The 25,099-nt window shown below is 62.3% G+C and carries 29 protein-coding genes and 1 tRNA gene; 13 read left to right on the top strand and 17 right to left on the bottom strand.

Annotated features, from left to right (window positions below):
- Window positions 1-71 precede the first annotated feature (71 nt).
- From ABMD26_RS00260 to ABMD26_RS00230, 7 genes are all read right to left on the bottom strand, one after another.
- Window positions 72-530: an REP-associated tyrosine transposase gene (locus ABMD26_RS00260; RefSeq protein ID WP_282349189.1), complete on the bottom strand. Its 459-nt coding sequence runs from the start codon at window positions 528-530 to the stop codon at window positions 72-74.
- 85 nt (window positions 531-615) lie between these two features.
- Window positions 616-1,461 carry a glycosyltransferase family 2 protein gene (locus tag ABMD26_RS00255; protein WP_354306808.1) on the bottom strand — a complete coding sequence of 282 codons (846 nt, stop codon included), beginning with the start codon at window positions 1,459-1,461 and terminating at the stop codon, window positions 616-618.
- 1 nt (window position 1,462) lies between these two features.
- Entirely contained in the window at window positions 1,463-2,110 is a 648-nt protein-coding gene (locus tag ABMD26_RS00250; protein WP_122742278.1) for a glycosyltransferase family 2 protein, read from the bottom strand.
- Window positions 2,111-2,217: 107 nt separating this feature from the next.
- Window positions 2,218-3,363: a PQQ-dependent sugar dehydrogenase gene (locus ABMD26_RS00245; RefSeq protein WP_286915879.1), complete on the bottom strand. Its 1,146-nt coding sequence runs from the start codon at window positions 3,361-3,363 to the stop codon at window positions 2,218-2,220.
- A gap of 31 nt (window positions 3,364-3,394) precedes the next feature.
- Window positions 3,395-3,727 carry a hypothetical protein gene (locus tag ABMD26_RS00240; RefSeq protein ID WP_502948285.1) on the bottom strand — a complete coding sequence of 111 codons (333 nt, stop codon included), beginning with the start codon at window positions 3,725-3,727 and terminating at the stop codon, window positions 3,395-3,397.
- A gap of 125 nt (window positions 3,728-3,852) precedes the next feature.
- Window positions 3,853-4,344 (bottom strand): GFA family protein, encoded by a 492-nt coding sequence (locus ABMD26_RS00235; protein WP_049859578.1) that lies wholly within the window; start codon window positions 4,342-4,344, stop codon window positions 3,853-3,855.
- A gap of 72 nt (window positions 4,345-4,416) precedes the next feature.
- Complete coding sequence (locus ABMD26_RS00230) at window positions 4,417-5,568, bottom strand: MFS transporter (RefSeq protein WP_354306805.1); 1,152 nt, start codon at window positions 5,566-5,568, stop codon at window positions 4,417-4,419.
- Window positions 5,569-5,738: 170 nt separating this feature from the next.
- On the opposite strand from ABMD26_RS00230, the gene ABMD26_RS00225 reads away from it, so the two are divergent.
- Window positions 5,739-7,772: a mechanosensitive ion channel family protein gene (locus ABMD26_RS00225; RefSeq protein WP_354306803.1), complete on the top strand. Its 2,034-nt coding sequence runs from the start codon at window positions 5,739-5,741 to the stop codon at window positions 7,770-7,772.
- Window positions 7,773-7,835: 63 nt separating this feature from the next.
- Here the strand turns inward: ABMD26_RS00225 and ABMD26_RS00220 are convergent, their stop codons facing one another.
- Genes ABMD26_RS00220 through ABMD26_RS00205 form a run of 4 tightly spaced genes read right to left on the bottom strand, consistent with a single transcriptional unit; the run spans window position 7,836 to window position 11,548 of the window.
- Window positions 7,836-8,837 (bottom strand): ABC transporter substrate-binding protein, encoded by a 1,002-nt coding sequence (locus tag ABMD26_RS00220; RefSeq protein WP_354306801.1) that lies wholly within the window; start codon window positions 8,835-8,837, stop codon window positions 7,836-7,838.
- Window positions 8,838-8,866: 29 nt separating this feature from the next.
- The gene (locus ABMD26_RS00215; protein ID WP_354306799.1) at window positions 8,867-9,733 is read right to left on the bottom strand and encodes an ABC transporter permease; all 867 of its coding nucleotides are present in this window, start codon (window positions 9,731-9,733) and stop codon (window positions 8,867-8,869) included.
- A gap of 38 nt (window positions 9,734-9,771) precedes the next feature.
- Window positions 9,772-10,653 carry an ABC transporter ATP-binding protein gene (locus tag ABMD26_RS00210; protein WP_049859573.1) on the bottom strand — a complete coding sequence of 294 codons (882 nt, stop codon included), beginning with the start codon at window positions 10,651-10,653 and terminating at the stop codon, window positions 9,772-9,774.
- Window positions 10,654-10,666: 13 nt separating this feature from the next.
- Entirely contained in the window at window positions 10,667-11,548 is an 882-nt protein-coding gene (locus ABMD26_RS00205) for a TauD/TfdA dioxygenase family protein (RefSeq protein ID WP_134722390.1), read from the bottom strand.
- A 279-nt stretch (window positions 11,549-11,827) separates the two neighbouring features.
- Between ABMD26_RS00205 and ABMD26_RS00200 the strand changes: the two genes are divergently transcribed.
- Window positions 11,828-12,070 carry a DUF1654 domain-containing protein gene (locus ABMD26_RS00200; protein WP_049859571.1) on the top strand — a complete coding sequence of 81 codons (243 nt, stop codon included), beginning with the start codon at window positions 11,828-11,830 and terminating at the stop codon, window positions 12,068-12,070.
- Window positions 12,071-12,074: 4 nt separating this feature from the next.
- Complete coding sequence (locus ABMD26_RS00195) at window positions 12,075-12,764, top strand: endonuclease (protein WP_056842725.1); 690 nt, start codon at window positions 12,075-12,077, stop codon at window positions 12,762-12,764.
- Window positions 12,765-12,792: 28 nt separating this feature from the next.
- Here the strand turns inward: ABMD26_RS00195 and ABMD26_RS00190 are convergent, their stop codons facing one another.
- Complete coding sequence (locus ABMD26_RS00190) at window positions 12,793-13,365, bottom strand: SPOR domain-containing protein (RefSeq protein ID WP_134722391.1); 573 nt, start codon at window positions 13,363-13,365, stop codon at window positions 12,793-12,795.
- 141 nt (window positions 13,366-13,506) lie between these two features.
- Between ABMD26_RS00190 and ABMD26_RS00185 the strand changes: the two genes are divergently transcribed.
- The gene (locus ABMD26_RS00185; protein WP_354306796.1) at window positions 13,507-13,803 is read left to right on the top strand and encodes a DUF6388 family protein; all 297 of its coding nucleotides are present in this window, start codon (window positions 13,507-13,509) and stop codon (window positions 13,801-13,803) included.
- Between the two features lie 87 nt (window positions 13,804-13,890).
- Window positions 13,891-14,064, top strand: coding sequence for a hypothetical protein (locus ABMD26_RS00180; protein WP_161804287.1), 174 nt, complete (start codon window positions 13,891-13,893; stop codon window positions 14,062-14,064).
- A 4-nt stretch (window positions 14,065-14,068) separates the two neighbouring features.
- On the opposite strand, the gene ABMD26_RS00175 is transcribed toward ABMD26_RS00180, so the two are convergent.
- Window positions 14,069-14,194, bottom strand: coding sequence for a hypothetical protein (locus ABMD26_RS00175; RefSeq protein ID WP_269083336.1), 126 nt, complete (start codon window positions 14,192-14,194; stop codon window positions 14,069-14,071).
- Between the two features lie 168 nt (window positions 14,195-14,362).
- Here ABMD26_RS00175 and ABMD26_RS00170 point away from each other — a divergent pair, with 168 nt between their 5' ends.
- Together ABMD26_RS00170 and ABMD26_RS00165 are read left to right on the top strand one after the other, a co-directional pair.
- The gene (locus ABMD26_RS00170; RefSeq protein ID WP_122742288.1) at window positions 14,363-14,596 is read left to right on the top strand and encodes a DUF6555 family protein; all 234 of its coding nucleotides are present in this window, start codon (window positions 14,363-14,365) and stop codon (window positions 14,594-14,596) included.
- A 62-nt stretch (window positions 14,597-14,658) separates the two neighbouring features.
- Window positions 14,659-14,865 carry a hypothetical protein gene (locus ABMD26_RS00165; RefSeq protein ID WP_354306793.1) on the top strand — a complete coding sequence of 69 codons (207 nt, stop codon included), beginning with the start codon at window positions 14,659-14,661 and terminating at the stop codon, window positions 14,863-14,865.
- 64 nt (window positions 14,866-14,929) lie between these two features.
- On the opposite strand, the gene ABMD26_RS00160 is transcribed toward ABMD26_RS00165, so the two are convergent.
- Window positions 14,930-15,006, bottom strand: a tRNA-Val gene (locus ABMD26_RS00160).
- A gap of 173 nt (window positions 15,007-15,179) precedes the next feature.
- On the opposite strand from ABMD26_RS00160, the gene ABMD26_RS00155 reads away from it, so the two are divergent.
- The gene (locus ABMD26_RS00155; protein WP_122742289.1) at window positions 15,180-16,463 is read left to right on the top strand and encodes an NAD(P)/FAD-dependent oxidoreductase; all 1,284 of its coding nucleotides are present in this window, start codon (window positions 15,180-15,182) and stop codon (window positions 16,461-16,463) included.
- A 462-nt stretch (window positions 16,464-16,925) separates the two neighbouring features.
- Here the strand turns inward: ABMD26_RS00155 and ABMD26_RS00150 are convergent, their stop codons facing one another.
- Window positions 16,926-17,597 (bottom strand): peptidase C39 family protein, encoded by a 672-nt coding sequence (locus ABMD26_RS00150; protein WP_354306790.1) that lies wholly within the window; start codon window positions 17,595-17,597, stop codon window positions 16,926-16,928.
- Between the two features lie 212 nt (window positions 17,598-17,809).
- On the opposite strand from ABMD26_RS00150, the gene ABMD26_RS00145 reads away from it, so the two are divergent.
- On the top strand, window positions 17,810-17,992 hold the full coding sequence (locus ABMD26_RS00145; protein ID WP_090358327.1) for a hypothetical protein: 183 nt from the start codon (window positions 17,810-17,812) through the stop codon (window positions 17,990-17,992).
- Window positions 17,993-18,060: 68 nt separating this feature from the next.
- Here the strand turns inward: ABMD26_RS00145 and ABMD26_RS00140 are convergent, their stop codons facing one another.
- Window positions 18,061-18,816, bottom strand: coding sequence for a TerC family protein (locus ABMD26_RS00140; RefSeq protein ID WP_049859564.1), 756 nt, complete (start codon window positions 18,814-18,816; stop codon window positions 18,061-18,063).
- A gap of 181 nt (window positions 18,817-18,997) precedes the next feature.
- Between ABMD26_RS00140 and nhaR the strand changes: the two genes are divergently transcribed.
- The 4 genes from nhaR (at window position 18,998) to ABMD26_RS00120 (ending at window position 24,097) form a co-directional block, all read left to right on the top strand.
- Window positions 18,998-19,900, top strand: a complete 903-nt coding sequence (gene nhaR, locus ABMD26_RS00135) for a transcriptional activator NhaR (RefSeq protein ID WP_049859821.1) — start codon at window positions 18,998-19,000, stop codon at window positions 19,898-19,900.
- 68 nt (window positions 19,901-19,968) lie between these two features.
- A complete protein-coding gene (gene codA / locus ABMD26_RS00130) occupies window positions 19,969-21,210 on the top strand; it encodes a cytosine deaminase (RefSeq protein WP_354306787.1) in 1,242 nt (413 codons plus the stop codon).
- A gap of 270 nt (window positions 21,211-21,480) precedes the next feature.
- On the top strand, window positions 21,481-23,613 hold the full coding sequence (locus tag ABMD26_RS00125) for a two-partner secretion domain-containing protein (RefSeq protein ID WP_354306785.1): 2,133 nt from the start codon (window positions 21,481-21,483) through the stop codon (window positions 23,611-23,613).
- Entirely contained in the window at window positions 23,600-24,097 is a 498-nt protein-coding gene (locus tag ABMD26_RS00120) for a hypothetical protein (RefSeq protein ID WP_354306783.1), read from the top strand. Before ABMD26_RS00125 ends, ABMD26_RS00120 begins: the two co-directional genes overlap by 14 nt.
- A 235-nt stretch (window positions 24,098-24,332) precedes the next feature.
- On the opposite strand, the gene ABMD26_RS00115 is transcribed toward ABMD26_RS00120, so the two are convergent.
- On the bottom strand, window positions 24,333-25,067 hold the full coding sequence (locus ABMD26_RS00115) for a GntR family transcriptional regulator (protein WP_354306782.1): 735 nt from the start codon (window positions 25,065-25,067) through the stop codon (window positions 24,333-24,335).
- Window positions 25,068-25,099: the final 32 nt, after the last annotated feature.

Here is a 25,099-nt window from a genome sequence, read left to right as displayed (position 1 = left end):
GGGGGGTACACCTGTCGGCGGTGCATGCGATATCTCTGACACAACGCGTCGGCAGTCGCTGCGCCTGCCGATCACAGCCAGATCGCATCCCACAGCGGATAATCACCGACCTTCTCGACCAGGCCAGCGCGAACGGGGTTCATGATGATGTAGCGGGCTGCCGCTCGCAGGTCGTCTTCGCGGCGCATCGCTCGGTCGTAGTAGCCTTTCTGCCAAAGGCGGCCGCAAGTCGCGTTGCGGCGATTGATGGCCAGGCTGCTGCGCGCCTTCATGCGGCAGATGACCGTGGCAAGGTCGCCCTTGCGCAGTTGAAACAACCAATGCATATGATCCGGCATCACCACCCAAGCCAGAGACTCGACATCCCCCGACTCATGCATGGCCCGCAACTGAGCCACCAACAACCGAGCACTTCGCCAACAGGCAAACACCGATTCCCGGTCTGCCGTCACACAGGTGATCGAATACACCTGACCCACTTCGCTCGCGCGCCCCTTGCGCAACCCACAGGCTCTCCTGCACGCCGACATTCCCTGGCCTCCGGAAAATCCGTCAAGGTAGGAAACCGGTGAACCGTGAGCAAGCCAGCAATCGTTGCCGAATCGGACGAAGGCTTCAGAACCCCGAGCCCGCACGATCCAGGCAGGCGTCGACTTCCGCATGGGTCGGATGGCGCAGAATCTGCAACGATTGCGCGGACCAGCTCACCAGACCCAGCTCGACGAACTCGCCAAGCCAGCCCTCCATGGGCCACTCCTGCCAACGTTGATGGAAGCGCTGCGCATTGGCCACGATCGCGGAGAAATGGTTGAGCGGCGGACGCCAGGTGGGATGGTATTGATGGAAAGCCCGTGCCGTCGCCGTCCTCAACTCGACACCCTGCCGACGCGCACTGAAAGCGAAATCGGTGTCTTCAGCACCGTAGCCCAGATACCCCTCGTCGAACCCACCGATGCGTTCGAACACCGCGCGCGTACAGGCAAAGTTCAGCGACCAGAACAGATGATGGGGCAACAGCGAACCCGGTGCGCCCCGGTATTGGCTCAACGGGTGGGCCACCCCATCTCGGGCCAGCGTGGCATGGGTCCAGCCCTCCAACTGCGCGGTGCTGGGCAGATAGCGCACCTCGCCCAGATGCAAGGATTCAGGCATCTCGCGCAACGCGGCCGCGTAATCGGAAAGCAGGCTTTCGCCAGGGATGCAGTCCACGTCGAGAAACACCCACTGCTCGCCTTCGCACTGACGCACTGCATTGCGCGCCCTGGCCAGCGGCAGACCGTGGGAAGCATCGTCGACCACCAGGCAGTGAATCGGAAAACACTCGCTATGCAGATCGCGCGCAGGCTGGTTCATGAACACCACCCAGAACACCTCCGGCATCAGACTACCCCGCTCCAGTCCGCGGATGACATTGTCCAGCTGCCGCTCGCGGCCATGCACCAGCGTAATCACATTCAACATTTCAGAACCCACTGACCTTGCTCAATGCCGGAAGCCGCACCGGCTCGCCATAACCACTGCCAACCGGTGTACCACGCCTCACACGCACCGAACCACTCCAGGCGATACGCCGACCACTGGATTCAATCTGACGAATCAGCTGCACCTCATCCTGCCCCGCCTTGAGCCCGCCCGCCTCTGCATAGGCTGCGGCACTGATGCCCAGGTTCGCACCATGAACACTGGGCCGCGGCTCGTCAAAGGCAATGGACCGTCGGCGACGCTGGCCGGCAACTGCCTTCAGCATGCCCGGTTCGAGGTCCACGCGACCACAGACCGCATCCACCCGGTACGCCAACTGAGCCGCCAGCCAGTCATCGGGAACGCGAGCGTCGGCCTCGGTCCAGGCCAGCCAACGCGCTCCAGCCTGGACCAGATGAGCAGCGCCCGCCGCCCGGGCAGTGACTTTGCTGCCAGCGCCAATATCGATCAACCGCACCGGGTAGCGCTGGGCAATGTCCCGCGACCGGTCGCTGCAGTTATCCAGCACCACGACGATACGGACCAGCTCGGTGCACAAGGTGCCATGCTCGGCGGCCAGCATGACCGATTGCAGGCATCGGTCCAGGCTGGCCTGCTCGTTGTGCACGGGTATGATGACGCCGATCATGCTGAACCTCTTGAGACCATGAAATCGCCAGGACCCTGCAGGTCGTTGACCAGCAATCGACTCGAAGATGGCCAAGAGGTTTCACGGCGTCGATCAAATGAGCCGATTCATTCCAGGCCGATCTTCAGCAATTCCCCGTCGTCGTCATCGGTCAGCACGTACAGGTAGCCGTCGGGGCCCTGACGCACGTCGCGGATACGCTCGCCGCGCTCGCCCAGCAGACGTTCTTCGTGCACCACCTTGTCGTCTTCGAACTGCAGGCGGATGAGGTCTTCGGATGCCAGCCCACCTATGAACAGGTTGTGATTCCAGCGCTTGAACTTGTCGTTGTCATAGAACGCCATGCCGCTGATGGCCGGCGATTTTTCCCAGACATGGTAGGGATCGGTGATGCCCGGACCGGTTTTTCCTTTCGCTTCAGGAATCGGCTCGCCGGAATAGTTGATGCCGTGAGTGTAGAGCGGCCAGCCGTAATTGGCCCCCTTCTCGATGATGTTCAGCTCATCGCCACCCTTGGCGCCGTGCTCATGGGTCCACAGGGTGCCTGTCCACGGGTTCAAGGCCGCGCCCTGCTGGTTGCGGTGGCCGAACGACCAGATTTCCGGGCGCACGTTTTTCTGCCCTACGAATGGGTTGTCCTTGGGCACCTTGCCGTCGGGGAAGATACGCACAACCTTGCCCTGCAGCTTGTCCAGATCCTGGGAAGTCGAGCGCTGGTTATTTTCGCCCAGAGCGATGAACAGGTAGCCGTCGCGGTCGAACACCAGCCGCGAACCGAAATGGTTGCCAACCGACAGCTTGGGCTCCTGACGGAAGATCGTGGTGAAGTTTTCCAGGTGAGTCAGGTCCTCGGACAACCGGCCGCGACCTACCGCCGTGCCTCCCTTGCCGTCCTCACCCTGCTCGGCATACGACAGGTAGACCATGCGGTCAGCCTTGAAGTCGGGCGACAGCACCACGTCGAGCAGCCCGCCCTGGTTCTTCGCCCAGACCTGCGGCACGCCGCTGATGGGCGACGAAATCTTGCCTTCGGTGCTGACCACGCGCAGATCACCTGGTTTTTCGGTCACCAGCATGCCTTTGTTGTCCGGCAAGAACGCCAGAGCCCACGGGTATTTGAGGCCTTCGGCAACGGTGGTGACCGTGACCTGGCCCAGTTCGCTCTGATAGGTTTTCACCGTGGCTGCCGAAGCGGCCACTCCATACAGGGCAAGGCCGGCGAAGGCCGAGGCGAAAAGGGTCTTGTGCAACATAGGGCTTATCCTTCAGCGAAAAAAAGAGGAATCATCGCGTGCCAGGGGCAGTGCGGGGTTGCTGGGTGCCGTCGGCCGGCCGGCGCAGGTTGTTGCCGTTGCCGATGCCGCGGTTTTCCAGCGTCGGCGGCCGCGGGTTATCGGTGCGCGGTGTCGGCTGGCGCAGCTGCGGATTGGGCTCAGTGGTGCCTTGCCGACTGTTAGGGTTGATCCGTCGGATCGGGCTGTTATAGGGGTTGGAGGTGTCGTTTGCAGCCAGGCTGATGGGCTGGCGTAGCGGCGCGTGTGCCGCGGCCACGTCGGCCAAGGCCGAATGGGACAGCATCGCGCCAAGAAGCACGGTCGCCAATAGGGACAACTTCATTAAGGGCGTGTCCTCGATCACGGTGGGTTCAGGCCTTTGAGGCCGAATCGTCCTCGGCGTTCGCCGCGCCATGGCCTGACGACACCCCCGAGGTGATTCACCATGTTTCCGAACGGCCCGCGGGCTCAGTCCTGAGTCAAGCCGAGCCGCTCGTGCCATTGAGCCAAAGATTCGTCAGGGTACTGCTGGAATTGCCGGTCATTCTTGCCAGCTTCCACCTCAACCCACCCTGCCTTGGAGTCCAGCAGCAAGTGAGTGTGCTCCGGCGGTACGGGCAGCTCGCTGTCGATGGCGCTGGCAAAGGGATGCACCAGCTCCGGCCAGGCCGGATCGAACAGCCACAAAGCGCTGCCGCACAGATGACAGAAATGTCGTTCGGCGGTACTGGCGTGAGTGCCAGTGCCGTCTTCGTCGGGCATCCGGGCGTGGTAGACGGTGATGTGGCTTCGGCCCTGCACATTGAGGCTCGCGGCCTCACCCCCCAGGTTGATCGCGTAGCCACCGCCGCCCTGGGTCTTGCGGCAGATCGAACAGTAGCAACGCTGATAAGGATAAGGGTGGGCGCTGTGCAGGCTGAAGGTGACGGCACCGCAGTGACAGGATCCGTGCAATTGCATGGCTGAACTCCGTATCGAATGACCATGAAGGGTCTGCTGGACCCCGTTCAGCGTAGACCCTGCACGGTCGCTTCAGTTTCGCAGGTAGCGCCCGCTGGCAGCGACGAACAGCAGCAGCACGATCAGCACGCCCAGCGCGATCGACAGACTGCTACCGTGGGCGACGAAGCCGATGAACGCCGGCCCCACCAGAATCCCCGCATACCCCAGCGAGGTCATGGCCGGGAGGGCTGCGCTCTGCGGCATGGTGGTCTGCCGGCCGACAGCGGTGAACAGCACCGGGACAATGTTGGAGCAGCCGGCACCGATCAGCGCGTAACCCAGCAACGCCGCAGGCCAGGCGGGGATGGCGAGCGACAGGGCCAGTCCGGCAGCGGCGCACAGCCCACCGAACAAGGTAACCCGCGCCCCACCGAAGCGAGCGACGATCCTGTCGCCGGTCAGACGGCCGATGGTCATGGCAGTGGCGAACGCCGCATAGCCAAGTCCGGCATAGGCCGGTTGCATGTCCCGCTCGGAGACCAGGAACACCGCACTCCAGTCGAGCATCGCGCCCTCGGTGAGAAAGACGATGAAGCACAGCGCACCGAGAAACAGCACGATGCCGCGCGGCATGGCGAACAACGGGCCGTCGCTTTCGTTGCCGTAGGGCAGCAGGTGGGGTGCGGCCTTGAATACCGCCAGCAGGGTCACTGCCACCACACAGGCCACTGCCAGCAACGGCGTCAGGCCCAGCGCGAGCAGTGCGGTCATGCCGCCGGCCCCGAGTATGCCGCCGACGCTGAACAGGCCATGGAAGCCCGACATCATCGGTCGGCCACTGGCTTTCTCGACCAGCACTGCCTGGATATTCATGGCGCAGTCGATGGCCCCCATCCCTGCACCGAACAGTAACACCGCACCGATCAGCAGCGGCAGGGTCCCGGCCGTGGCCAGCAAGGGCAACATCAGGCAGATCAGCACGCCGGCACCGACGATGACACGTCGGCAACCCCAGCGGGCGCACAGATAACCGGACAACGGCATGGCCAGAATCGAACCGGCCCCCAGGCCTAGCAACAGCAACCCCAGACTGCCATCGCTGAGTTCGGCCCGCGCCTTGGCCAAGGGCACCAGCGGGGCCCAGGCGGCCATGGCGAAGCCGGCGATGAAGAAAGCGATACGGGTGGAAAACTGCTCTCGCCGCCCGGCTGCGGCGGTGGCGTAGGTGCTGCTCGACGACATGATCAAAGCCTTGGATGAGAAACGTGTGAACGGTAGCAGACCCGCCCCGAACAAAGGGCGGATGCCCCAAACGCAAGATGAACAATCCCGACAAATGCCGCCAATCGGCGAACTTGCCCGGCAAAATTCAATCAGTGACTGGTGTACCGACCAATAGAGCGACCCCCATTGTGTTCAGTTCCCCCGCCAGATTCACCCTCTTCCTGCTGTCTGTGCTGCTGAGTTTCAGCCTGCAGGCCGCCGAAGCACCCGCAGCCGATGCACCCACCGAAGACCCCGCGCCGCTGGTGCAGGGAGGTCTGCTGGGCGCCCTCAGCAATGGCATCGATGATGTGCAGAAAAAGCTCGATCTGGACGAGCACGTGCTCGACACCTGGCGCTTGCGCACCGACCGCGCCGCCAACGAGGTCGACACGCTGATCAATCGGCATTCACGCTCGGCGCTGGACCTGGCGACCGATTTCATCCTGCTGTCGGTGTGCTGGATGGCCACGTTTCTGGCCGTGCATTTCCTCGGGCGCTTCATCGTCGCGCGCAGCGCACGCCGCCGATTCGTCAGGGAACGGCCTCGGCTGCACAACCTGCTGGGCTATATCCTGCCCTTCACGCTTGCGGCCATCGTCGCGTTGCCGGTGACGCTGTACGCCAGTCATTCCCTGGACATGTCCATCGCCCGCGCCATCGGCATGTCGCTGGCCTACGCCACCAGCAGCGGCATTTTCTCAACGTCGGTGATCATGTGCGTGATCACCCTGTTCGACAGCGGACACAAGCGCGCTGCCGTGGGGGCCTTGCGACGCTATGCGCCACGGCCGCTGTTCATGATCGGCTTTCTTGCCGCCCTCAGCGATGCGCTGACCAGCCCGCAGATCGCCCGGCAACTGGGGACCAATTTCACTGCCAGCCTGGCGGTGGTCGCCGGCCTGTTCGCCACCCTCTCGTTCGCTGTACTGGTGGTGCGCATGCGCCGGCCTGTGGCCCACCTGATCCGCAACCGGCCACTGCCGCAGCGTGTGCAGCATCGTGCGGTGCAGGAATCGCTGCGGCTGTTCTCATCCCTGTGGTACCTGCCCATTCTGCTGATGATTCTGGTGTCGGCGGTGCATCTGATCGGTGCGGGCGAGGAAAGCCAGAAAGCCTTGCAGAATGCGCTGCTGACCACGGTCCTGCTGATCGCCACGGTGTTTCTCAGCACGGTCATGCAGCATCTGTTCAAGCCCCCCGCCACGGCCACGCCGCGCCTGCGTCCCTATAAAGAGCTGCTGCGCAGCCTGGGGCACGCGGTGGCACGCATCGCCATGGCCATCGCCTTCATCGAGCTGCTGGGGCGGATCTGGGGCGTGTCGATGCTGGAGTTCGCCGCGCGCAACAGCATGGGCCGCGCCATCAGTGATTCGCTGAGCAGCATCGGCTTGATCCTGTTGGTCACCTGGCTGCTGTGGGTGGTGCTGGACACCGCCATCCAGGAAGCGCTGAAGCCCTCGGTGGGCAAGCGCGCCACGCGTCAGCCGAGCACGCGGGTGTTGACCATCCTGCCGATGCTGCGCAACGCGATCAAAATCATCCTGCTGGTGATCTGCACCATCACCACCATGGCCAACCTGGGCATCAACGTCGCGCCGCTGCTGGCCGGTGCCGGGGTAGTCGGCCTGGCCATCGGCTTCGGCTCGCAACAGTTGGTCCAGGATGTCATCACCGGGTTGTTCATTCTCATCGAAGACACCATCGCCATCGGCGACTGGGTGGTGCTCGATTCCGGGCATGCGGGCACCGTGGAGAGCCTGACCATCCGCACCCTGCGCCTGCGCGACGGCAAGGGCTTCGTGCATTCGGTGCCGTTCGGCCAGATCAAGGCAGTGACCAACCAGTCCCGGCAGTTCGCCTATGCGTTCTTCTCGGTACAGTTCACCTACGACAGTGACATCGATACGGCCTTGGACCTGATCAAGCAGGCGGGCCAATCGATCGTCGACGACGTGATGCTCAAGCACAACCTGCAGGGGCCGCTGCAGGTGTTCGGGGTGGACAAGATGGACCTCAACGGCATCGTCCTCACTGCGCAGTTCCGCACGGTGTCCGGCGGGCAGTACGGTGTCGGGCGGGCGTTCAACGAGCGGCTGAAGAAGCTCGTCGACCAGCACGACAACGTGCGTTTCGCCCAGTACTACCCTGCCCTCGGCCTGCCCGCACCTGCCGCCGTCTGAAACGCAAGACGTCGACGCTCACAGGGCATGTGAGCGTCGGCGTCGATGTTTTCAAAGCAATGATCAGCTGCCGTCGCCGCCGTGCGCTTCTTCGAAGAAGTAGTCCTTCCAGCTCTGCGCCTTGTTCTTCAGCACGCCCAGCTCATGCAGGCGCTCGGCGTAGATGAAGGTGCGTTGCGGCACCACGGTGAAGTCGATCTCCGGGTCCTTCACGATCTTCTCGACGAACGCCTCGCTCAGGGTGGATTTCTCGACACGGATGTAGGTCTTGGCGGCGGCGACCTTGTCCGCCTTGACGATCTGCGCCGCTTCCACCAGCGCGTCATAGAACGCCCTGTAGGTCTTGGGGTTTTCGTCGTGGAATTTCTGCGTGGTGTACAGCACGTTGAAGGTCGCCGGGCCACCGAGAATGTCGTAGCTGCTGAGCACCTTGTGCACCTTGGGGTTTTCCAGGGCCTGATACTGGAACGGCGGGCTGGAGAAATGCGCGCTGATTTCCGAACCGCCAGCAATCAGTGCCGAGGTGGCATCCGGATGGGGAATGCTCACCGAAATGTTGTCGAATTTCTTGAATTCCTTGTCGCCGTAAAGCTTGGCCGTTTCCAGTTGCAGGGTCCGCGACTGGAAGCCTACGCCAGCGGCGGGCACCGCGATGCGATCCTTGTCGGTGAAGTCTTTCAAGGTCTTCACGTCTGGATTGTTGCTGAGCAGGTAGTTGGGCATGGAGCCCAGCGAGGCAATGGCCTTGACGTTCTGCCGGCCCTTGGTCCGATCCCACACGGTGAGCATCGGCGGCACACCGGCCGAAACCACGTCCAACGCACCGGCGAGCAACGCCTCGTTCATCGCGGTCGCGCCGGAAATGCTGTTCCAGTCCACCTCGATGTCGATGCCCTGCTGCTTGCCGTGCTTCTCGATCAGGTGCTGGTCACGCACCACGTCGAGAATGAGGTAGCCGATGCCGAACTGCTGGGCGATGCTGATCTTGCCTTCGGCGCTGGCCCCACCGGCCAGCAGCGCAGCGGCGAGGCCGCAGGCCAGGGAAAGCTTGTTTGCAAATAACATGTTGAATGCTCTGGACAGGGATTGAGGGATCAGCGCTGCATGCCCCAGCGCTTGATGGTCAGACGTTCGAAGGTGTTGAACAGCAGGTTTTCCACCAGCAGGCCGATCAGGATCACTGCGGCCAGGCCGGCGAACACCTTGTCGGTGTACAGCTCGTTACGGTTCTGGAAGATGTACCAACCCAGGCCGCCCTTGCCGGACGACGCACCGAACACCAGTTCGGCGGCGATCAATGTGCGCCAGGCGAACGCCCAGCCGATCTTGAGGCCCGCCAGGATCGACGGCAGCGCCGCCGGTATCAGGATGTACCAGACGAAGCGCAAGCCACGCAGCCCATAGTTGCGCCCGGCCATGCGCTGGGTTTCAGAAACGCCGAGGAAACCGGCGTAGGTGTTCAAGGCAAGCGCCCACAACACCGAATGCACCAGCACGAAGATCAGGCTGTTCTCGCCCAGGCCGAACCACAGCAACGACAGCGGCAACAGGGCAATGGCCGGCAGCGGGTTGAACATGGCGGTCAGCGTGCTGAGCAGATCGCGCCCCAGCTGGGTCGAGACCGCCAGGGTGGTCAAACCGAACGCCAGGACGATGCCGATCAGGTAGCCCTTGATCAGCACGGTCAGGGAAATCCACACCTTGCTCAGCAGTTCGCCACTGGCGATGCCATCGATGAAGGCGTTGGCGGTCTGCAGGAAACTGGGCAGCAGCAGATCATTGTTCTGCCAGCGTGCCGCCAGTTCCCAGAGCACGGCCAGGGCGAGCAGGATCACACCCTTGCGCACCCACGCCTGTTGCCAGATACGCTGAGGCAGGGAAATGTCCCGAACGAGTTCGGATTGAGTGAACGGCTCAAGAGCAACTTCGTACTCCTGACGCACGGGTGGGGAAAGGCTCATGGATGTGCTCCGAATGCGGCGAGGTCAGTGCAGCGATATTAATAGGCGATGCGCAAATGCTGGAAATCCACCGGACGGTCCATCACCGGCTCCTCACCTTCGTCGAACAGCAGCCGGTGAATGCGCTGGGCGCTGGCCTGGAAGTCCACGCCACCCAGGCTGCCAAGGTCGAACTGGTGGCTGTTGATCTCGGCCCGCACCCGGCCCGGATGAGGTGATAGCAGCAGAATGCGATTGCCCACCACCAGGGCTTCCTCGATGGAGTGGGTGACGAACAGCAAGGTGAAGCGCACTTCCTGCCACAGCTCCAGCAGCTCTTCCTGCATCTTGCGTCGCGTCAGCGCATCGAGTGCGGCGAACGGCTCGTCCATGAGCAGGATCTTCGGCTGCATGGCCAACGCCCGGGCGATCGCCACCCGCGCCTTCATGCCGCCGGAAAGGGTGTGCGGGTAGGCATCGGCAAAGGCACTCAGGCCGACCTTCTCCAGGTAGTAGCGGGCACGCTCGTTGGCCTCGGCACGCTTGAGCGTCCGCGACGCCAGCAGCGGGAACATCACGTTCTCGATCACGGTTTTCCAGGCCGGCAGCTGGTCGAACTCCTGAAACACCACGATCCGGTCGGGGCCCGGCTCTTCGATCCGCTCACCCGCGAGGCGGATCTGACCTTCACTGGGCTTGATGAAACCGGCCACGGCCTTGAGCAAGGTGGATTTGCCGCACCCGGACGGGCCCAGCAAGACGAAGCGATCGGCCCGATCGACTTCGAAGCTGACCTGGTGCGTCGCACGCACCACCCGTTCGGAGGTGCGGTATTCGAGGCTGACGTTCTCTACCTGCAACAGGGTTTCGGGAGTCGCCCGTTGTCCGGTTGCCGAATCGGTCCCAGCGCTGGCCGTGTGGCCTGGCAGTGCAGCGTTCATGCAAGACTCCCTATCAAAACGGCGCATCGCCCTGGATGGTGGTGCGGTACAGCTTGCGCCGCAGGTGGTCCGGGCAGCCGGCCGCGAGATGAATCAACGAGCGGTTGTCCCAGAAGACCATGTCGTGGGCTTGCCATTGATGCCGATAGACGTTGTCTGCGCGCACGCTGTGGGCATAGAGCTGCTGCAGCAGATCACGGCTTTCGTCTTCCGGAAGGCCGACGATGTGGGTGGTGAACCCTTCACTGACGAACAGGGCCTTGCGGCCGTTTTCCGGATGGGTACGGACCACCGGATGGGTCACGGTCACCACCTGGGCCAGCTGCTCCGCCGTCAAGGTCGGCCGCCAATTGGCCGCATTCTTGCCCTCGCTGTAGCGCGCGGTGTACGAGTGCACGGCCTGCCTGCCTTCGACCGCCGCGCGCAAGGCTGACGGAAGAGTGTCCCAGGCTCGATGCATGTCGGCGAACAGGGTGTCGCCGCCCTCGCTGGGCAACTCCTGCGCATGCAGCATTGAGCCCAGGCTCGGCAGCTCTTTGTACGACAGGTCCGAGTGCCAATACTTGCCCGCGTCACCCAGCCCGACCGGCTGGCCGTTCTCGACGATGTTGGAAACGATGAGAATCTCCGGGTGCCCGGCCAGCAGAAACTGCTTGAGCACATGGATCTGCAGCACACCGAAACGGCGGCTGAAGTCGATCTGCTGCTGGGGCGTGATGCGCTGGTCGCGAAAGACCACGACGTGATGGTCGAGATGGGCCCGGTGGATGCTGGCGAAATCCTGGTCGTTGAGCGGCAGGCGCAAGTCCAGGCCGATGATTTCGGCCCCGACATGGCCGGCCAACGGACGGATCTCGAAGGACTGACGAGGGATTTCTGAAAGGGCGACGGCCATGTTGTGCTCCGACTCTGGCTATTGAGTACGAGGGAATGGCCGAACTGTAGAGGTATAAGAACAGAATTTTAAATATCGTTATCGAATAACGATATCACTGCCGGGACTTTCGATTCGACGCGCTTTGTCGGATGTCTCTGATCGGATTCAAGTTTTTTCGTGAACACGGAAGAAAAATCGCGAATCCGCTGTCAGAAACCCGCTATTTACCCAGGGCTATTGCGAAACGTCTTACAGTCAAATACTGTACGCACGTACAGCCCATCAAGGAAACGCGTCGTGACCACTGCCACCCCCGCCGCGCCGAGCGCCTATGAACGTCTAGGCGTGCGCATCCAGAAGATCATCAACTCACCCACCGCGCAGAAATCCCGTGCGGCTCTCATCTTTCGGCTCGAACACGAGAGCGAGGATGACTGGGCGCAAATGCTCGAGGAAATCGCCGAGAACGACAACGTCACCCTTGCCCACCGCGACGACGGTGGCGTGCAGATTTTCTGGGTTGTACCGAAGGAAGATTGATTCAATGATGGTTCGCAGTCTGTTCGTCAGTTTGATGCTGTTCAGTTTCACCGCCCACGCCGATGCCCCGCGTACCTTCAGCGAAGCCAAGAAGATCGCCTGGAAGCTGTACGCGCCACAATCCACGGAGTTCTATTGCGGTTGCAAGTACAGCGGCAACCGCGTGGACCTCGCCGCCTGCGGTTATGTCCCGCGCAAGAATGCCAACCGCGCCGCGCGTATCGAATGGGAACACATCGTGCCCGCCTGGCAGATAGGCCATCAGCGCCAATGCTGGCAGAACGGTGGGCGCAAGAACTGCACCCGCAACGACAAGGTCTACCAGACCGCCGAGGCCGATTTGCACAACCTGGTGCCGAGCATCGGTGAAGTGAACGGCGATCGGAACAATTTCAGCTTCGGCTGGCTGCCCGAACAGCGCGGGCAATACGGTTCGTGCCTGACCCAGGTCGACTTCAAGGCGAAAAAGGTCATGCCCCGACCGTCGATCCGCGGCATGATCGCGCGCACCTATCTGTACATGAGCAAGCAGTACGGGCTCCGTCTTTCACGCCAGGACACCCAGTTGTACCAGGCGTGGGACAAGACCTATCCGGTGCAGGTCTGGGAGCGTCAGCGCAACCAGCAGGTGGCCTGTGTGATGGGGCATGGCAATGCGTTCGTCGGACCGGTGGACCTCAAGGCCTGCGGCTGACGCGCCGGCCCTGCGGTACAGCCGTGCCTCAGGGCTTGTCCGCTTCGCTGAAGGGCATCACCACCGACTCGATCCCCCGCGAGCCCATCAGGCGAGCGCGCTCTTTTTCAGCCTCGGCCTTGCTGTCGAACGGGCCCAGATAGACGACGGTCTGCCCCTCACGCTGGACGAAGCTGGCGACGAAGCCGTTTTCCACCAGACGGGCAGCCATGTCGGTGACCGAGCCCATGTTGCGGCCCGACACGATGCGTACCTCCCAGCGCTGCCCCGGCTGTTCGGCGACATCGGTCTGCGGCAACAGCTCTTCGGCGCTGCCGCAGACTTCGCGCACGCGCGGATCGTTGCCGTCGTTGTCGATGACCACCTCGAACTGGTCGCCATGGGGAATGGCTGCGTAGCTACGGTACGGTCCATAGACGCCTTGGGCGTCCTTGCCTTTCACCTGGCCACAGTAGTTGCCTTGCTCAGTGGTGCGCACATTGGTGAAACGCGCCGTCTTGGGGTTCTCCAACAACTGCGAGACCGCCTCGTGGGCTTTTTCGAACGCTGTGCCGCAACCGGCCAACGTCAGCACTGCCATCACCATCATCAACTTGCGCACGCGTCCACCTCCAGAATTCGAGGCGCGGATTTTATCACCATCCGCCCTCCCCGCGCCCGCCCGCGCATTGAGCGTCGCTGACGGGCCGGCGGCGCCATGGCATCATGTCGCTTTATTTCCCACAGTCAGCAGGGCCTAGACATGATCGCCAAAGAAGACCGCAACCAAGCCGCATTGGCGATATTTCTCGATGCACACTCCGACTTGCGCGAAGAGATTCAGGTGCTGAACGCCCGCGAGCAGGCGGAACAGGTGCAGTGGGCGTTCGAGGACGAAGCTCAGGCACAGGGGCTGGAACCCTGGGAGCTGGCGCTGCAGTTGATTGCTGAAAGTCCGGAAGAACTCAAGGCCATGCGTCTGGAGGTGCATCGGGAAGTGGCCGATGCACTCGGCCTGAGCTGGGAGGATTACTGCGAATTCAACGAAGTCGAACCCTGACATGACCGACGGTCACGGATCGAACAGAACCTGCCCCGTCCGGCATGCCTCGAATGCATGACCCAACGTCAACTTGCGAGGCATGCCATGAATACTGATATCGACCCAATCCCGCTGATCGGCCAGGCCGAGGCCGATCCGCTGGCAGATGACCTGACCAGCGATGGCGCCGCCCTCAACGATGCAGATGACGGCGAGCCCGAAGTGCTTCCGGACGATCCGGACATCGATGGCGCCGATGCCTCGACCGAGCCTAGCTGAAAGCTTACCGACGATCCGGCAATTCACCATGGCGGCTGTAGGTCAACCCTTCCAGGTCGATCACCATGGCGAACCAGCCGGCAGTGGCCAACAGCACTACCAGCGCCATGCACGCGATCCATCTGTTCATCATTCTCAAGCATCCTTGCCCAACTCGAAACGCATGGCGTTCGACATCCTGTCCATCGTCTCCATCGCCATCCCGACAACCCGGTCTGATCGATAGTAGTTTTTTGCCATCATCACGGAACTGGCCAATGGCCTTCATGTCTGATGCCCGGTAAAGCGGGAGCATTATATGACAAGCCGGTTCACGGACTACGAGATTCGCTATGTACTCAACGGTGAGTCCCGGCGCTTTCAACAGCGAGACACGCACATGAGCGATGCCGATGCCTGGTACTACGCGGCCTTGCACTCGGGGATCGGGCTGGTCTATGGCGGCACCAGTCCCGGGGAACATGCCGAGCAGTTGCGTCGGCACGTCGAACGTCGAGGGCTGCATGATGTGCAATGGCGGCCGTTGAATTGAATCCGCGACATCCAGTGCCGCGCATTGATAGGCTGCCGTAACACTGCAAGAAGGTGGCCGCGATGTTCCAGCAAGATCTATTGGCGCTGCACCTGATGCGCCTTCACCAGCATCAGCAGGCCTACACCGGCGCTCTGGCCGATGTCCGGCGCTGCCTGGATCGACCAGACACACTCACGGAGTTTGACGATTTGCTTGTCGAGATTGAAATGCGCGGCGCTCAACTCGATGCCTTGGTGGAGCGTCTCCGGCAACTTTCCGATCGTTGAGCACAAAAAAAGGGCGACCCTTTCGGATCGCCCTTTCGTACCGCCCAGCAGAGCGGATTTTGTTTGGTAGGCGCGATTGGACTCGAACCAACGACCCCCACCATGTCAAGGTGGTGCTCTAACCAACTGAGCTACGTGCCTGCTGTGAGGCGGCATTCTACGGAATCGAAGCTGCCTGTCAACTCATTTTTTTGCGCTAAGCCTATGAAATGCGGAATTATTTTCAGCGCGTACTGATCCGGTGCGCTGGTGAGGTGCAGGCAACTGCGATAGCATCCGGGCACAGGCGAATTCCACCGAGCCGAGGTTGCCGGATGTCCAGCATGCAGTATCCACCGTCCTTCTATGCCGCTTCCGCCAACGCGGCGCCGCTCCGCCCTGCCCTTCAAGGCGAAGTCGAAGCGGATGTGTGCATCATCGGCGCGGGCTACACCGGATTGTCCAGTGCGCTGTTTCTGCTCGAGCGGGGTTTCAGCGTTTGCGTGCTGGAAGCGGCCAAGGTCGGTTTCGGCGCTTCGGGGCGCAACGGTGGGCAGATCGTCAACAGTTACAGCCGGGATCTGGATGTGATCGAGCGCAGCGTCGGCGCTGATCAGGCACGGCTGCTGGGCGACATGGCCTTCGAGGGTGCTCGGATCATCCGTGAACGGGTGACCCGCTACGGTATCAACTGCGATCTGAAGAATGGCGGTGTGTTCGCGGCGCTTACCGCCAAGCAGCTCAAGCACCTGGAGGCCCAGCAGCGTTTGTGGGAGCGCTATGGTCATACCCAGCTGGAGCTGATGGACCAGAAGCGCATTCGCCAAGTCGTGGATTGCGAACAGTACGTAGGCGGTTTGCTCGATGTCAGTGGTGGTCATATCCATCCACTGAACCTGGCGTTGGGCGAAGCGGCGGCAGTCGAGTCGCTGGGCGGCCGCATTCATGAGCAATCGCCAGCCATACGCATCGAGCGTGGCGCAAGCCCGGTGGTTCATACCGCTCAAGGCAAGGTGCGGGCCAAGTTCGTCATCGTCGCCGGCAACGCCTATCTGGGCGACCTGGTGCCGGAGCTGGCGGCCAAGTCGATGCCGTGTGGCACCCAGGTGATTGCCACGCAGCCCTTGGGCGAGGAGCTGGCGCGCAGTCTGCTGCCGCAGGACTACTGCGTGGAGGACTGCAACTACCTGCTCGACTACTATCGCCTGACGGCCGACAAGCGCCTGATCTTCGGCGGTGGCGTGGTGTATGGCGCGCGAGATCCGGCCAACATCGAGGCGATCATTCGGCCGAAGATGCTCAAGGCGTTCCCGCAGCTGGCGCAGGTGAAGATCGACTACGCCTGGACAGGCAACTTCCTGCTGACCTTGTCGCGCCTGCCGCAGATGGGTCGCCTGGGCGACAATATCTATTACTCCCAAGGTTGCAGCGGGCATGGCGTGACGTACACCCACTTGGCGGGCAAGGTGCTCGCCGAGGCGCTGAGCGGCCAGGCCGAGCGGTTCGACGCGTTTGCCGACCTGCCCCATTACCCCTTCCCCGGCGGCCGCGCCCTGGGCGCACCCTTGACCCAGCTGGGCGCCTGGTACTACAGCCTGCGCGACCGTCTGGGATTCTGACCCGGACGCGTTCATCCAGGCGCACCGCGAGTGCCGCCGACGCAGCTTGCGCAGCTGCTACAGGATTGCAGCTGATTCCCCTGTAGCAGCGGCGCGAGCCGCGTCCGGGCTCGACGCGTTCATCCAGGCGCACCGCGAGTGCGGCCGACGCAGCTTGCGCAGCTGCTACAGGATTGCAGCTTGTAGCAGCGGCGCGAGCCGCGTCCGGGCTCGACGCGTTCATCCAGGCGCACCACGAGTGCCGCCGACGCAGCGTCCGAATTCGCAGGATTCCCCTGTAGCAGCGGCGCGAGCCGCGTCCGGGCTCGACGCGTTCATCCAGACGCACCGCGAGTGCCGCCGACGCAGCTTGCGCAGCTGCTACGGGATTGCAGCTGATTCCCCTGTAGCAGCGGCGCGAGCCGCGTCGGGGTGCATGCGGTTCTTCGGCATGACTGCCGCGGCCTCAAGCGTGGTATGCGGTTACGGGCCAATGGCCTCGCGCGCGCGAGCCGCGGCGGGTTCCTGGCCGGCTGCGGCGGTTTCGCGGGCGGCGTCGAGCCAGCGCTGGCGGTCGACCCGGGCCGGCAACTGGTTCGGTTGTTGAACCAGGATGGCCCACGACCCTGCGCTTTTCCACGCGGACGCAAAGCTGTCGAAATCCATTGGCAGACGCCGGTTCATCCCCGAGCGCAGCAGCACGTGCCGTTTGAACCGGTCGTAGCCCACCAGCAAGGCATAGCGAGGTTGCGACCACAGGAACGAGCCTTCGCTGTAGCGCAACAACACCGGATTGCCCGCCGCCACTTGAGCCAGCAGTGCGTTCAACTGTGGATCGAGCGGATACACCAACAAGCCATATTCACGGGCCACCTGGGTGATGTTCTGTTGCAGGCGATCCGTCTCGCCGGGCAGCTTCAAGGCCGGATCGAGCAGCCCGGGTGTAATGGTAATGCCTTGTTGCGAGAGCATGCTGGCCAGCACCATCGAACCGCTCTGGTTGGCGTTGCCACGATAGAACGGTACGCCATTGAGCTCCACCCGGTCCGCCAGACCCGGTAACGCCGGGCCATTGTTGCTGGCACAGCCGGCCATGCCTGCCATCAGGCTGCAGGCCAACAGCAGCCTGGTCATGACGTTCGATTTACGCAGCATCGTGTTCCTCGGGACTGGGGCGGCGCACAACGTGCCGCGCGAAAGGCCATCATAGATTTCCCACGGTCCACGGTATAGCCGCCCGGTGATCCATTGCCGAAAAGCAGGATCGACTCACGCAAATGACCTTTCGTCAATAGGTTGAAACGCTCGCAAACCCTCAGGGTCATCTATTACGTGACCGAGAAGACGCGAAAGCAATGGAGGTAGTGATGAGCCTTGCAATGATAATCTTCAGCCTGATTGCCGGCTGGATGGCCGTGGCAGCCGCCATGCTCTGGGGTGTACTGCGCATCGCGCGTCGCCATCAGCACCATGAGCCGCAGGTCCGGCAACAAGTCAAACCAAAAGCCGCTGTAACGCTGCGCCGCACTAGTACCCCGCAACACATCTGAATCAACCCGCACAAAGTACCAGGCGAAAAAAAGGGGGCATCCATGCCCCCTCGCTTTGTCCTCCTCGCTTACACCTCGCGGTTGGCCGCCAGCTTGCGCTGCTTGGCCCTGCGCGACAGCATGTTCAAGCCTTCGATGGTGGCCGAGAACGCCATGGCTGCGTAGATGTAGCCCTTGGGTACGTGGGCACCGAAGCCTTCTGCAATCAGCGTCATGCCGATCATGATCAGGAAGCCCAGAGCCAGCATGACGACCGTAGGGTTGTCATTGATGAACTTGGCCAAAGGTTCGGCAGCCAGCAACATCACCACGACGGCGCTGACCACGGCGATGATCATGATCGGCAAGTGCTCGGTCATGCCTACGGCGGTGATGATGCTGTCGATGGAGAACACCAGGTCCAGCACCAGGATCTGACCGATCGCCGAAGCGAAGCTCAGGCTGACCTTGTCGCCGATCTTGGCTTCTTCCTGCTCGACAGGGTCCACGGTGTGGTGGATTTCCTTGGTCGCTTTCCACAACAGGAACAGACCACCGGCGATCAGGATTACGTCTTTCCACGAGAACCAGTGATCGAACACGGAAAACACCGGCTCGGTCAGCTGGACGATATAGGCCACGGTGCTCAACAGACCCAGGCGCAGGATCAGCGCCATGCTGATACCGATGCGACGGGCCTTGGCCTGTATTTCCTTGGGCAGCTTATTGGTCAGGATGGAGATGAAGATCAGGTTGTCGATACCGAGCACGACTTCCATGATCACCAGGGTTATCAACGCCACCCAGGCGGTGGGGCTTGAAGCCAGTTCCAGTAGGTATTCCATGTATCGTTCCTGCCCTTATCACGGTTTGCTGAATGTCTGGAGAGGCTCGGCCGGTGCCGCGCACAGTAGCGAGCCCCAAATACTGGCTCTTTGCTAGCGAGGCATTCTAGAGAGATGGACAGTTCTGGAAAATTCGTATTTTTACCAGCTACACTTCGGTTTTCACGAAGTGTAGGTGCCCGTGCTCAACTATCGTCAGCTTCACTATTTCTGGGTTGTCGCGCGCACCGGAAGCATCGTGCGCGCCAGTGAGCAACTCAACCTCACCGCACAAACCATTAGCGGTCAGATCAGCCTGCTCGAAGAAACGTTCTGCGTGAAATTGTTTCGGCGTGTTGGCAGACATCTTGAGCTGACCGAGGCCGGTCGTCAGGCCCTGCCCTATGCCGAACGCATGTTCCAGATGGCCGGTGAACTGGAAGCGGTGCTGCGCACTCAGCCTGATGAAGAGCAGATCCCCTTCCGTGTGGGCGTGGCCGACGTGGTGCCCAAGTCGATCGTCTACCGGCTGATCGCACCGACCATGGAACTGAGCGAACCCCTGCGCATCACGTGCCGCGAAGACAAGCTGGAACGCTTGCTGGCCGACCTGGCCATCCAGCGCCTGGACATGGTCATCTCCGACAGCCCCATGCCATCGCACCTGGACATCAAGGGCTACAGCCAGAAGCTGGGTGAGTGCGGCATTAGTTTCTTCGCCACCGAGCAATTGGCCGCTCGCCATGGCGGGGATTTCCCGCAATGCTTGCACGGGGCGCCGCTGCTCATTCCCGGTCAGGAAAGCGTGTTGCGCAGCCGCCTGATGCGCTGGTTCGGCGACCAGGGCCTGCTGCCGCGGGTGGTCGGGGAATTTGACGACAGCGCCTTGATGCAGGCCTTCGGCCAATCCGGCAGCGGGATCTTCATTGCGCCCAGCGTCATCGCCGATGAAATCATGACGCAATATCGCGTCCGCTTGATCGGGCAGACCGAAGCGGTCACCGAGTCGTTCTACGTGATTTCGGTCGAGCGCAAGGTCAAGCATCCTGGCATCGTGGCGATCACCGAGGGCGCGCGCCGGGAGTTGTTCACCCCGCCCGCCTGAAGGTTTTCCAAGCGCCGCAGACAAATATGGCAACATGGCCCCTCGGCACCCAGAAAGAAGGATTCCCCATGAAGATCATCAACGCCCGGTTGCGCAAGACCGATGGATTGCACACTGTCACCTGCGAGGGCGCCGTCATTGCCTCGATCCAGGCGCAAGGGGACACGGTGACAGCCCAAGGGGATGACATCGATGCGCAAGGAAACCTGCTGATCGCTCCACTGGTCGAACCGCACATTCATCTGGACGCCACCCTCACCGCCGGTGATCCGCAGTGGAACATGAGCGGCACGCTGTTCGAAGGTATCGAGCGCTGGGGCCAGCGCAAGGCCAGCATCACCCACGAAGACACCAAGCAGCGCGCCTTGACCACCATCGGCATGCTCGCCGAGCACGGCATCCAGCATGTGCGCACGCACATCGACGTTACCGATCCGACCCTGGGCGCGCTCAAGGCCATGCTCGAAGTGCGCGAGGAAGCGCGCCACCTGATCGATCTGCAGATCGTGGCCTTTCCTCAGGAAGGCATCGAATCCTACCCCGGCGGCCGCGAACTGATGGAGCGCGCGGTGGCCATGGGCGCCGATGTGGTCGGCGGCATCCCGCACTTTGAAAACACCCGAGAGCAGGGCGTGAGCTCCATCGGTTTTCTCATGGACCTGGCCGAGCGCACCGGCTGCCTAGTCGACGTGCATTGCGACGAGACCGATGATCCGCATTCGCGGTTTCTCGAAGTGCTCGCCGAGCAGGCCCGGGTGCGCGGCATGGGCAGCCGCGTCACCGCCAGCCATACCACCGCGATGGGCTCCTATGACAACGCCTATTGCTCGAAACTGTTCCGCCTGCTCAAGCAGTCGGGCATCAGCTTCGTGTCGTGCCCGACCGAAAGCATTCACCTGCAGGGTCGCTTCGATACGTTCCCCAAGCGCCGCGGCGTCACCCGCGTGGCCGAGCTGGACCGGGCCGGCATGAACGTGTGCTTCGGTCAGGATTCCATCAAGGACCCGTGGTACCCGCTGGGCAACGGCAACATTCTGCGGGTACTGGATGCCGGTCTGCACATCTGCCACATGATGGGTTTCGAGGACCTGCAACGCTCGCTCGACCTGGTCACCGACAACAGCGCCCGCGCGCTCAACCTGGGCGAGCGCTACGGCATCGCCGTCGGACGTCCGGCGAATCTGGTGATTCTGGGTGCGGAGAATGACTACGAAGCGGTACGCCAGCAGGCCAAGGCACGGGTGTCGATCCGCGGTGGCCGGGTATTGATGAAGCGGATACCGGAGCGGGTCGAGTTCAGCCTCAGTTGAATGAGGACGCCATACCGTCTTGACCGCTATTGTTGCCTTGAAGACAGGTAAGACAGCCCTCTGACACCCTCTGACATCGCGCCTGACAGATACGTCCTACACTACAAGGATCGTTCCTACACTCATTGCCATGCCTCACACCTCTCTAGAGTGGTCTGCGGCGGATTCGTCCATCCGCCTTGCCAACTCATAGCCCCTGAGAGGAGCATCATCGTGCAACAAGCAGCTTTTTCTACCCAATCCTTCACTCGACACGGACTCGGACTCGCCGTGTCTGCGGTCCTGCTGACTACCCTCAACTCGGCCTCGGCCAGCGAGCTGATTGCAGCTGATGGCCCAATGGGCATGGCTATTCTCGGCAACCAGGCCGGCGTACCGGTCGTCGATATCGTCGCGCCCAATACGCAAGGTCTTTCCCACAACCGCTGGCAGGACTACAACGTCGGTACAGCCGGTCTGGTGCTGAACAACAGCCTGGCGGCTGGGCCAGTACAGCTCAACGGCGTCGCCCTGGATATTGGCGCCAATCGGCAGTTCGCTGACGTCGCCGCCAGCACCATCCTCAATGAGGTGGTGGGCACTCGCGGCTCCACCATTGCCGGCTCGCAGGTCATCTTCGGTCAGGCGGCGGACTACGTCTTGAGCAACCCCAACGGCATCGAGCTCAACGGCGCACGCATGACGCTGGACTCGGCCCACACGGCAACCTATGTGGTCGGGACGCCCGAGTTCAGCGATGGCGTGATCAGCCAGTACGATACACGTTCGCAGTCCCCGGCCGAGCACCGCCTGGTGGTTGGCCAGAACGGCCTGGATGTCGGGACCGGATCGGTGCGTCTGATCGCTCCTACCGTGCAGAAAACCGGAACCATCACTGCGGGCGGCGACTTGACCTTGCTGCTGGGTAATCACCTGGTCGACGCACGTTCTCTGTCCACCGAAGCCGTTGCTCGGTCATCCGCGGCGGTGGATGCCAGCCTGCTGGGCGCCATGCACGCCAGGCGCATCAAGATCGTCAGCACCGATCAGGGTGTCGGCTTGAACATGGGCATCACGCGACTGCGGGGTGACAAAGGTATCGAGATCAGTTCGGCCGGGGCGTTGTCCATCGGTTCCAGTGTGGTCAACCAAGGACAGCATGGGCAGGCGGCGATCGACGGCGGCGAACAGGACCTCGTGCTCTCAGCTGGTGGTGACATGACACTCAAGTCCGTGGCGATCGTTGCACAGAACATTGACGCACGGTCCCGCGGGCTGCTGAAGCTGGATGCATTGAGCAACCAGACCGAGACGCAGCGCCAGGCCAGCGCCGATGACCATTGGTTCACCCTCGCAGCCGGTGAATCGGACGCACAGGTCACCGAACGCAGCTTGACCCATGTCGGTAACCGGTTGAAAGCAACGCTCAACGTACGCCTGGACGGCCGCAGCGGTATCGAGATGGCAGCTACCCGCGTCGACGGGCCGGAAGATGTCGGATTTTATACCGTTCGGGGCGGCGTGCAGCTCGGCGCCAAGATGGACCAGTCGTGGCGCACGGTGCGAGTGGCTTCCCTCCAGGGCACCGATGACAGCGCCTCCACCTACACTGAAACCGCTCAGGCTACGCACATTCAGGGTGGTACCGTCAGCCTGCCTACGGCCACATTGCTAGGCGCCACGATCAATGCGACTCATTCGCTCGATATAGGCGGCGCGGGGGCTACCCACATCGGCAGTCTGGATTTCAAACGTACGCTCACCCAGGGAACCGGCGCCCGCCGGGTCAGCCTGACGGACACGCTCGCACACGAGGCGCTGCAGGAGCGCCGGTATCAGCGACCATCGCAGTTGCAGGCCCCCAACGCCAGCCTGTCGCTGCATGGCACGGAAATTCGCATCGTCGGCAGTCAGCTTTCGGCGAAAGACGTTCGTTTGCAATTCGATGGCACCGTGGTCATCGAAGGTGGCAGCGAGGACACTCGCATCGAAGGGGCACGACCTGCAGCCCAGCAGTTTCAGCGTAGTTTCGACCGTAGCGCGCAGAGCAACGTCGCCAGCGTCGTTCAGGCCACGGACACGCTGGCAATACGGGCGCGCCGCTCGACATTCCGCGAGGGTAGCGTATCGGTCAGCGGTTCACATCTGCTAGGCGACAAGGCTGTCATCGTCGATGCCGAGGATAATATGTGGATCAGCAGCGCCGACGAAAAGCAGAGTTTCAACCTCAGCGGGCCGCAGTGGGGACCGGTACCGGGTGAACGGCCGCAAACGGATGCCTGGAGCCGCAAGGGCTTCCCGGGAGTCTCAGGCACGGAGCACGCTCGGTGGCGCGGGTTCCCTGCACGTTGCTGCCGGTGGCCTGCTCGACGTGGCCGGTTCGTCGCTGGATGCCGGAGGGGATATCACGTTGGCGGCCGCTGACATCCAGTTGACCGGTAGCCTGGCGCCGACCGGCCCGCGCAATGAAACCATATGGTTGGACAACGACCTGCCTGGGTACTATTTCGCGCCGATTGCCGGTGGCACCGATGCGCGGGTGACCGACCGAATCAATAATGGCTTCGCGATGAAGGCCGGAGGCAGTATCGATATCACGGCGAAGCGCTTGGCCACCCATGCCGCTTCGGTGAATGCGGCAGATCAATTGACGCTGCCGAGCGGTCTGGCGCTGTTCAAGGACACGCCAGTGGAAGACGCCGACGCGATTCGCAGCAACTACCATGGCTACGTGGCGCCGCGGCCGTCGAGCTGGCAGAGCCTGGCAGGCCTGCCCTTGGCAGCGTTGGATGTAGCCGTGCCATCCAGCAATGGCACGACCCGCGAGTCGACATTCGTGGCCGGGGAGGTCAGCGCCGATACCGCTCAGCGCATCCAGGCTCTGAACATTCCACTGACCCTGCGTTGACCTGTGTATCCGCCATCCGAGACCGCGTGGACCGCCGACGCGGCTCGCGCCGCTGCTACAGGAGCGCGGGGTGGCGGATATCGGGTGTGAATCACCGGGCGAGGCCGCCGAACCCAAGAGCGCATTGCGGATACCACGCGTGAACCACCGGGCGAAGACGCCGAATCTGCGCGTGGATCACGGCTCCTGTAGCAGCGGCGCAAGCCGCGTCCGGTGACACTGCGGTGTGTCTGGATCAAGAGCGGTCGCCGTTCTGTACCAGCAACATGATCGCGTCCCGCTTCTCCAGCAGGTGCTGGCGCAGGATGGCGCTCAGGCGCTTGCCGTCGCGGGCCTGCAGGGCTTCGATCATCTGTTCGTGGTCGTGCAGGGCGCGGTCCCACTTGGGCGCCTGCTGATTGGACAGGAAGCGCAACGCCTGCAGGCGGCGGTTGACCGTAAGGTACATCTGACGCAGTGCGGAATTGCGCGAAGCCAGGCTGATCAGGTCGTGGATAGCGCGATTGCGCTGGTAGTACCCGACCAGATCCTGCTGGCTCTTGCTCACCACCATGGCGTTGTGCAGAGCCTTGATTTCGTCGAGCTCGGCGTCGGTCATGCGCTCGCACGCCAGCTCCCCGGCGAACGCCTCCAGGCCGCTCATCAATTCGAAGGCTTCGCGAATCTCCAACTCGCTCATGCGCGCCACACTCGCCCCTCGGTTTGGATTGATTTCGATCAAACCCTCCCCGGCCAGCACTTTCAGCGCCTCGCGCAGCGGCGTGCGGGAAATGCCCAGGGTTTCACACAGCTCACGCTCGTTCAGCTTGGTCCCGGGCGGCAGCACGCCTTCGGTGATGAAGCCACGCAAGTGCTCTACCACGGTGTCGTGCAGGCGTTGACGCTCTACCCCGTGGCAACTGCAGCGCAGGCGCGGGCGCTGAAACCATTGACGAAGACTGCATGCAAACTCCTTGTATCGACAGGTCAACCAGCGCTCTTCTTATTCTAAAAAGCACGAAT

This window comes from Pseudomonas sp. PvP001, from assembly GCF_040546375.1.
Taxonomy (GTDB): domain Bacteria; phylum Pseudomonadota; class Gammaproteobacteria; order Pseudomonadales; family Pseudomonadaceae; genus Aquipseudomonas; species Aquipseudomonas coleopterorum.
This window is presented reverse-complemented; position numbering and strand designations above follow the sequence as displayed.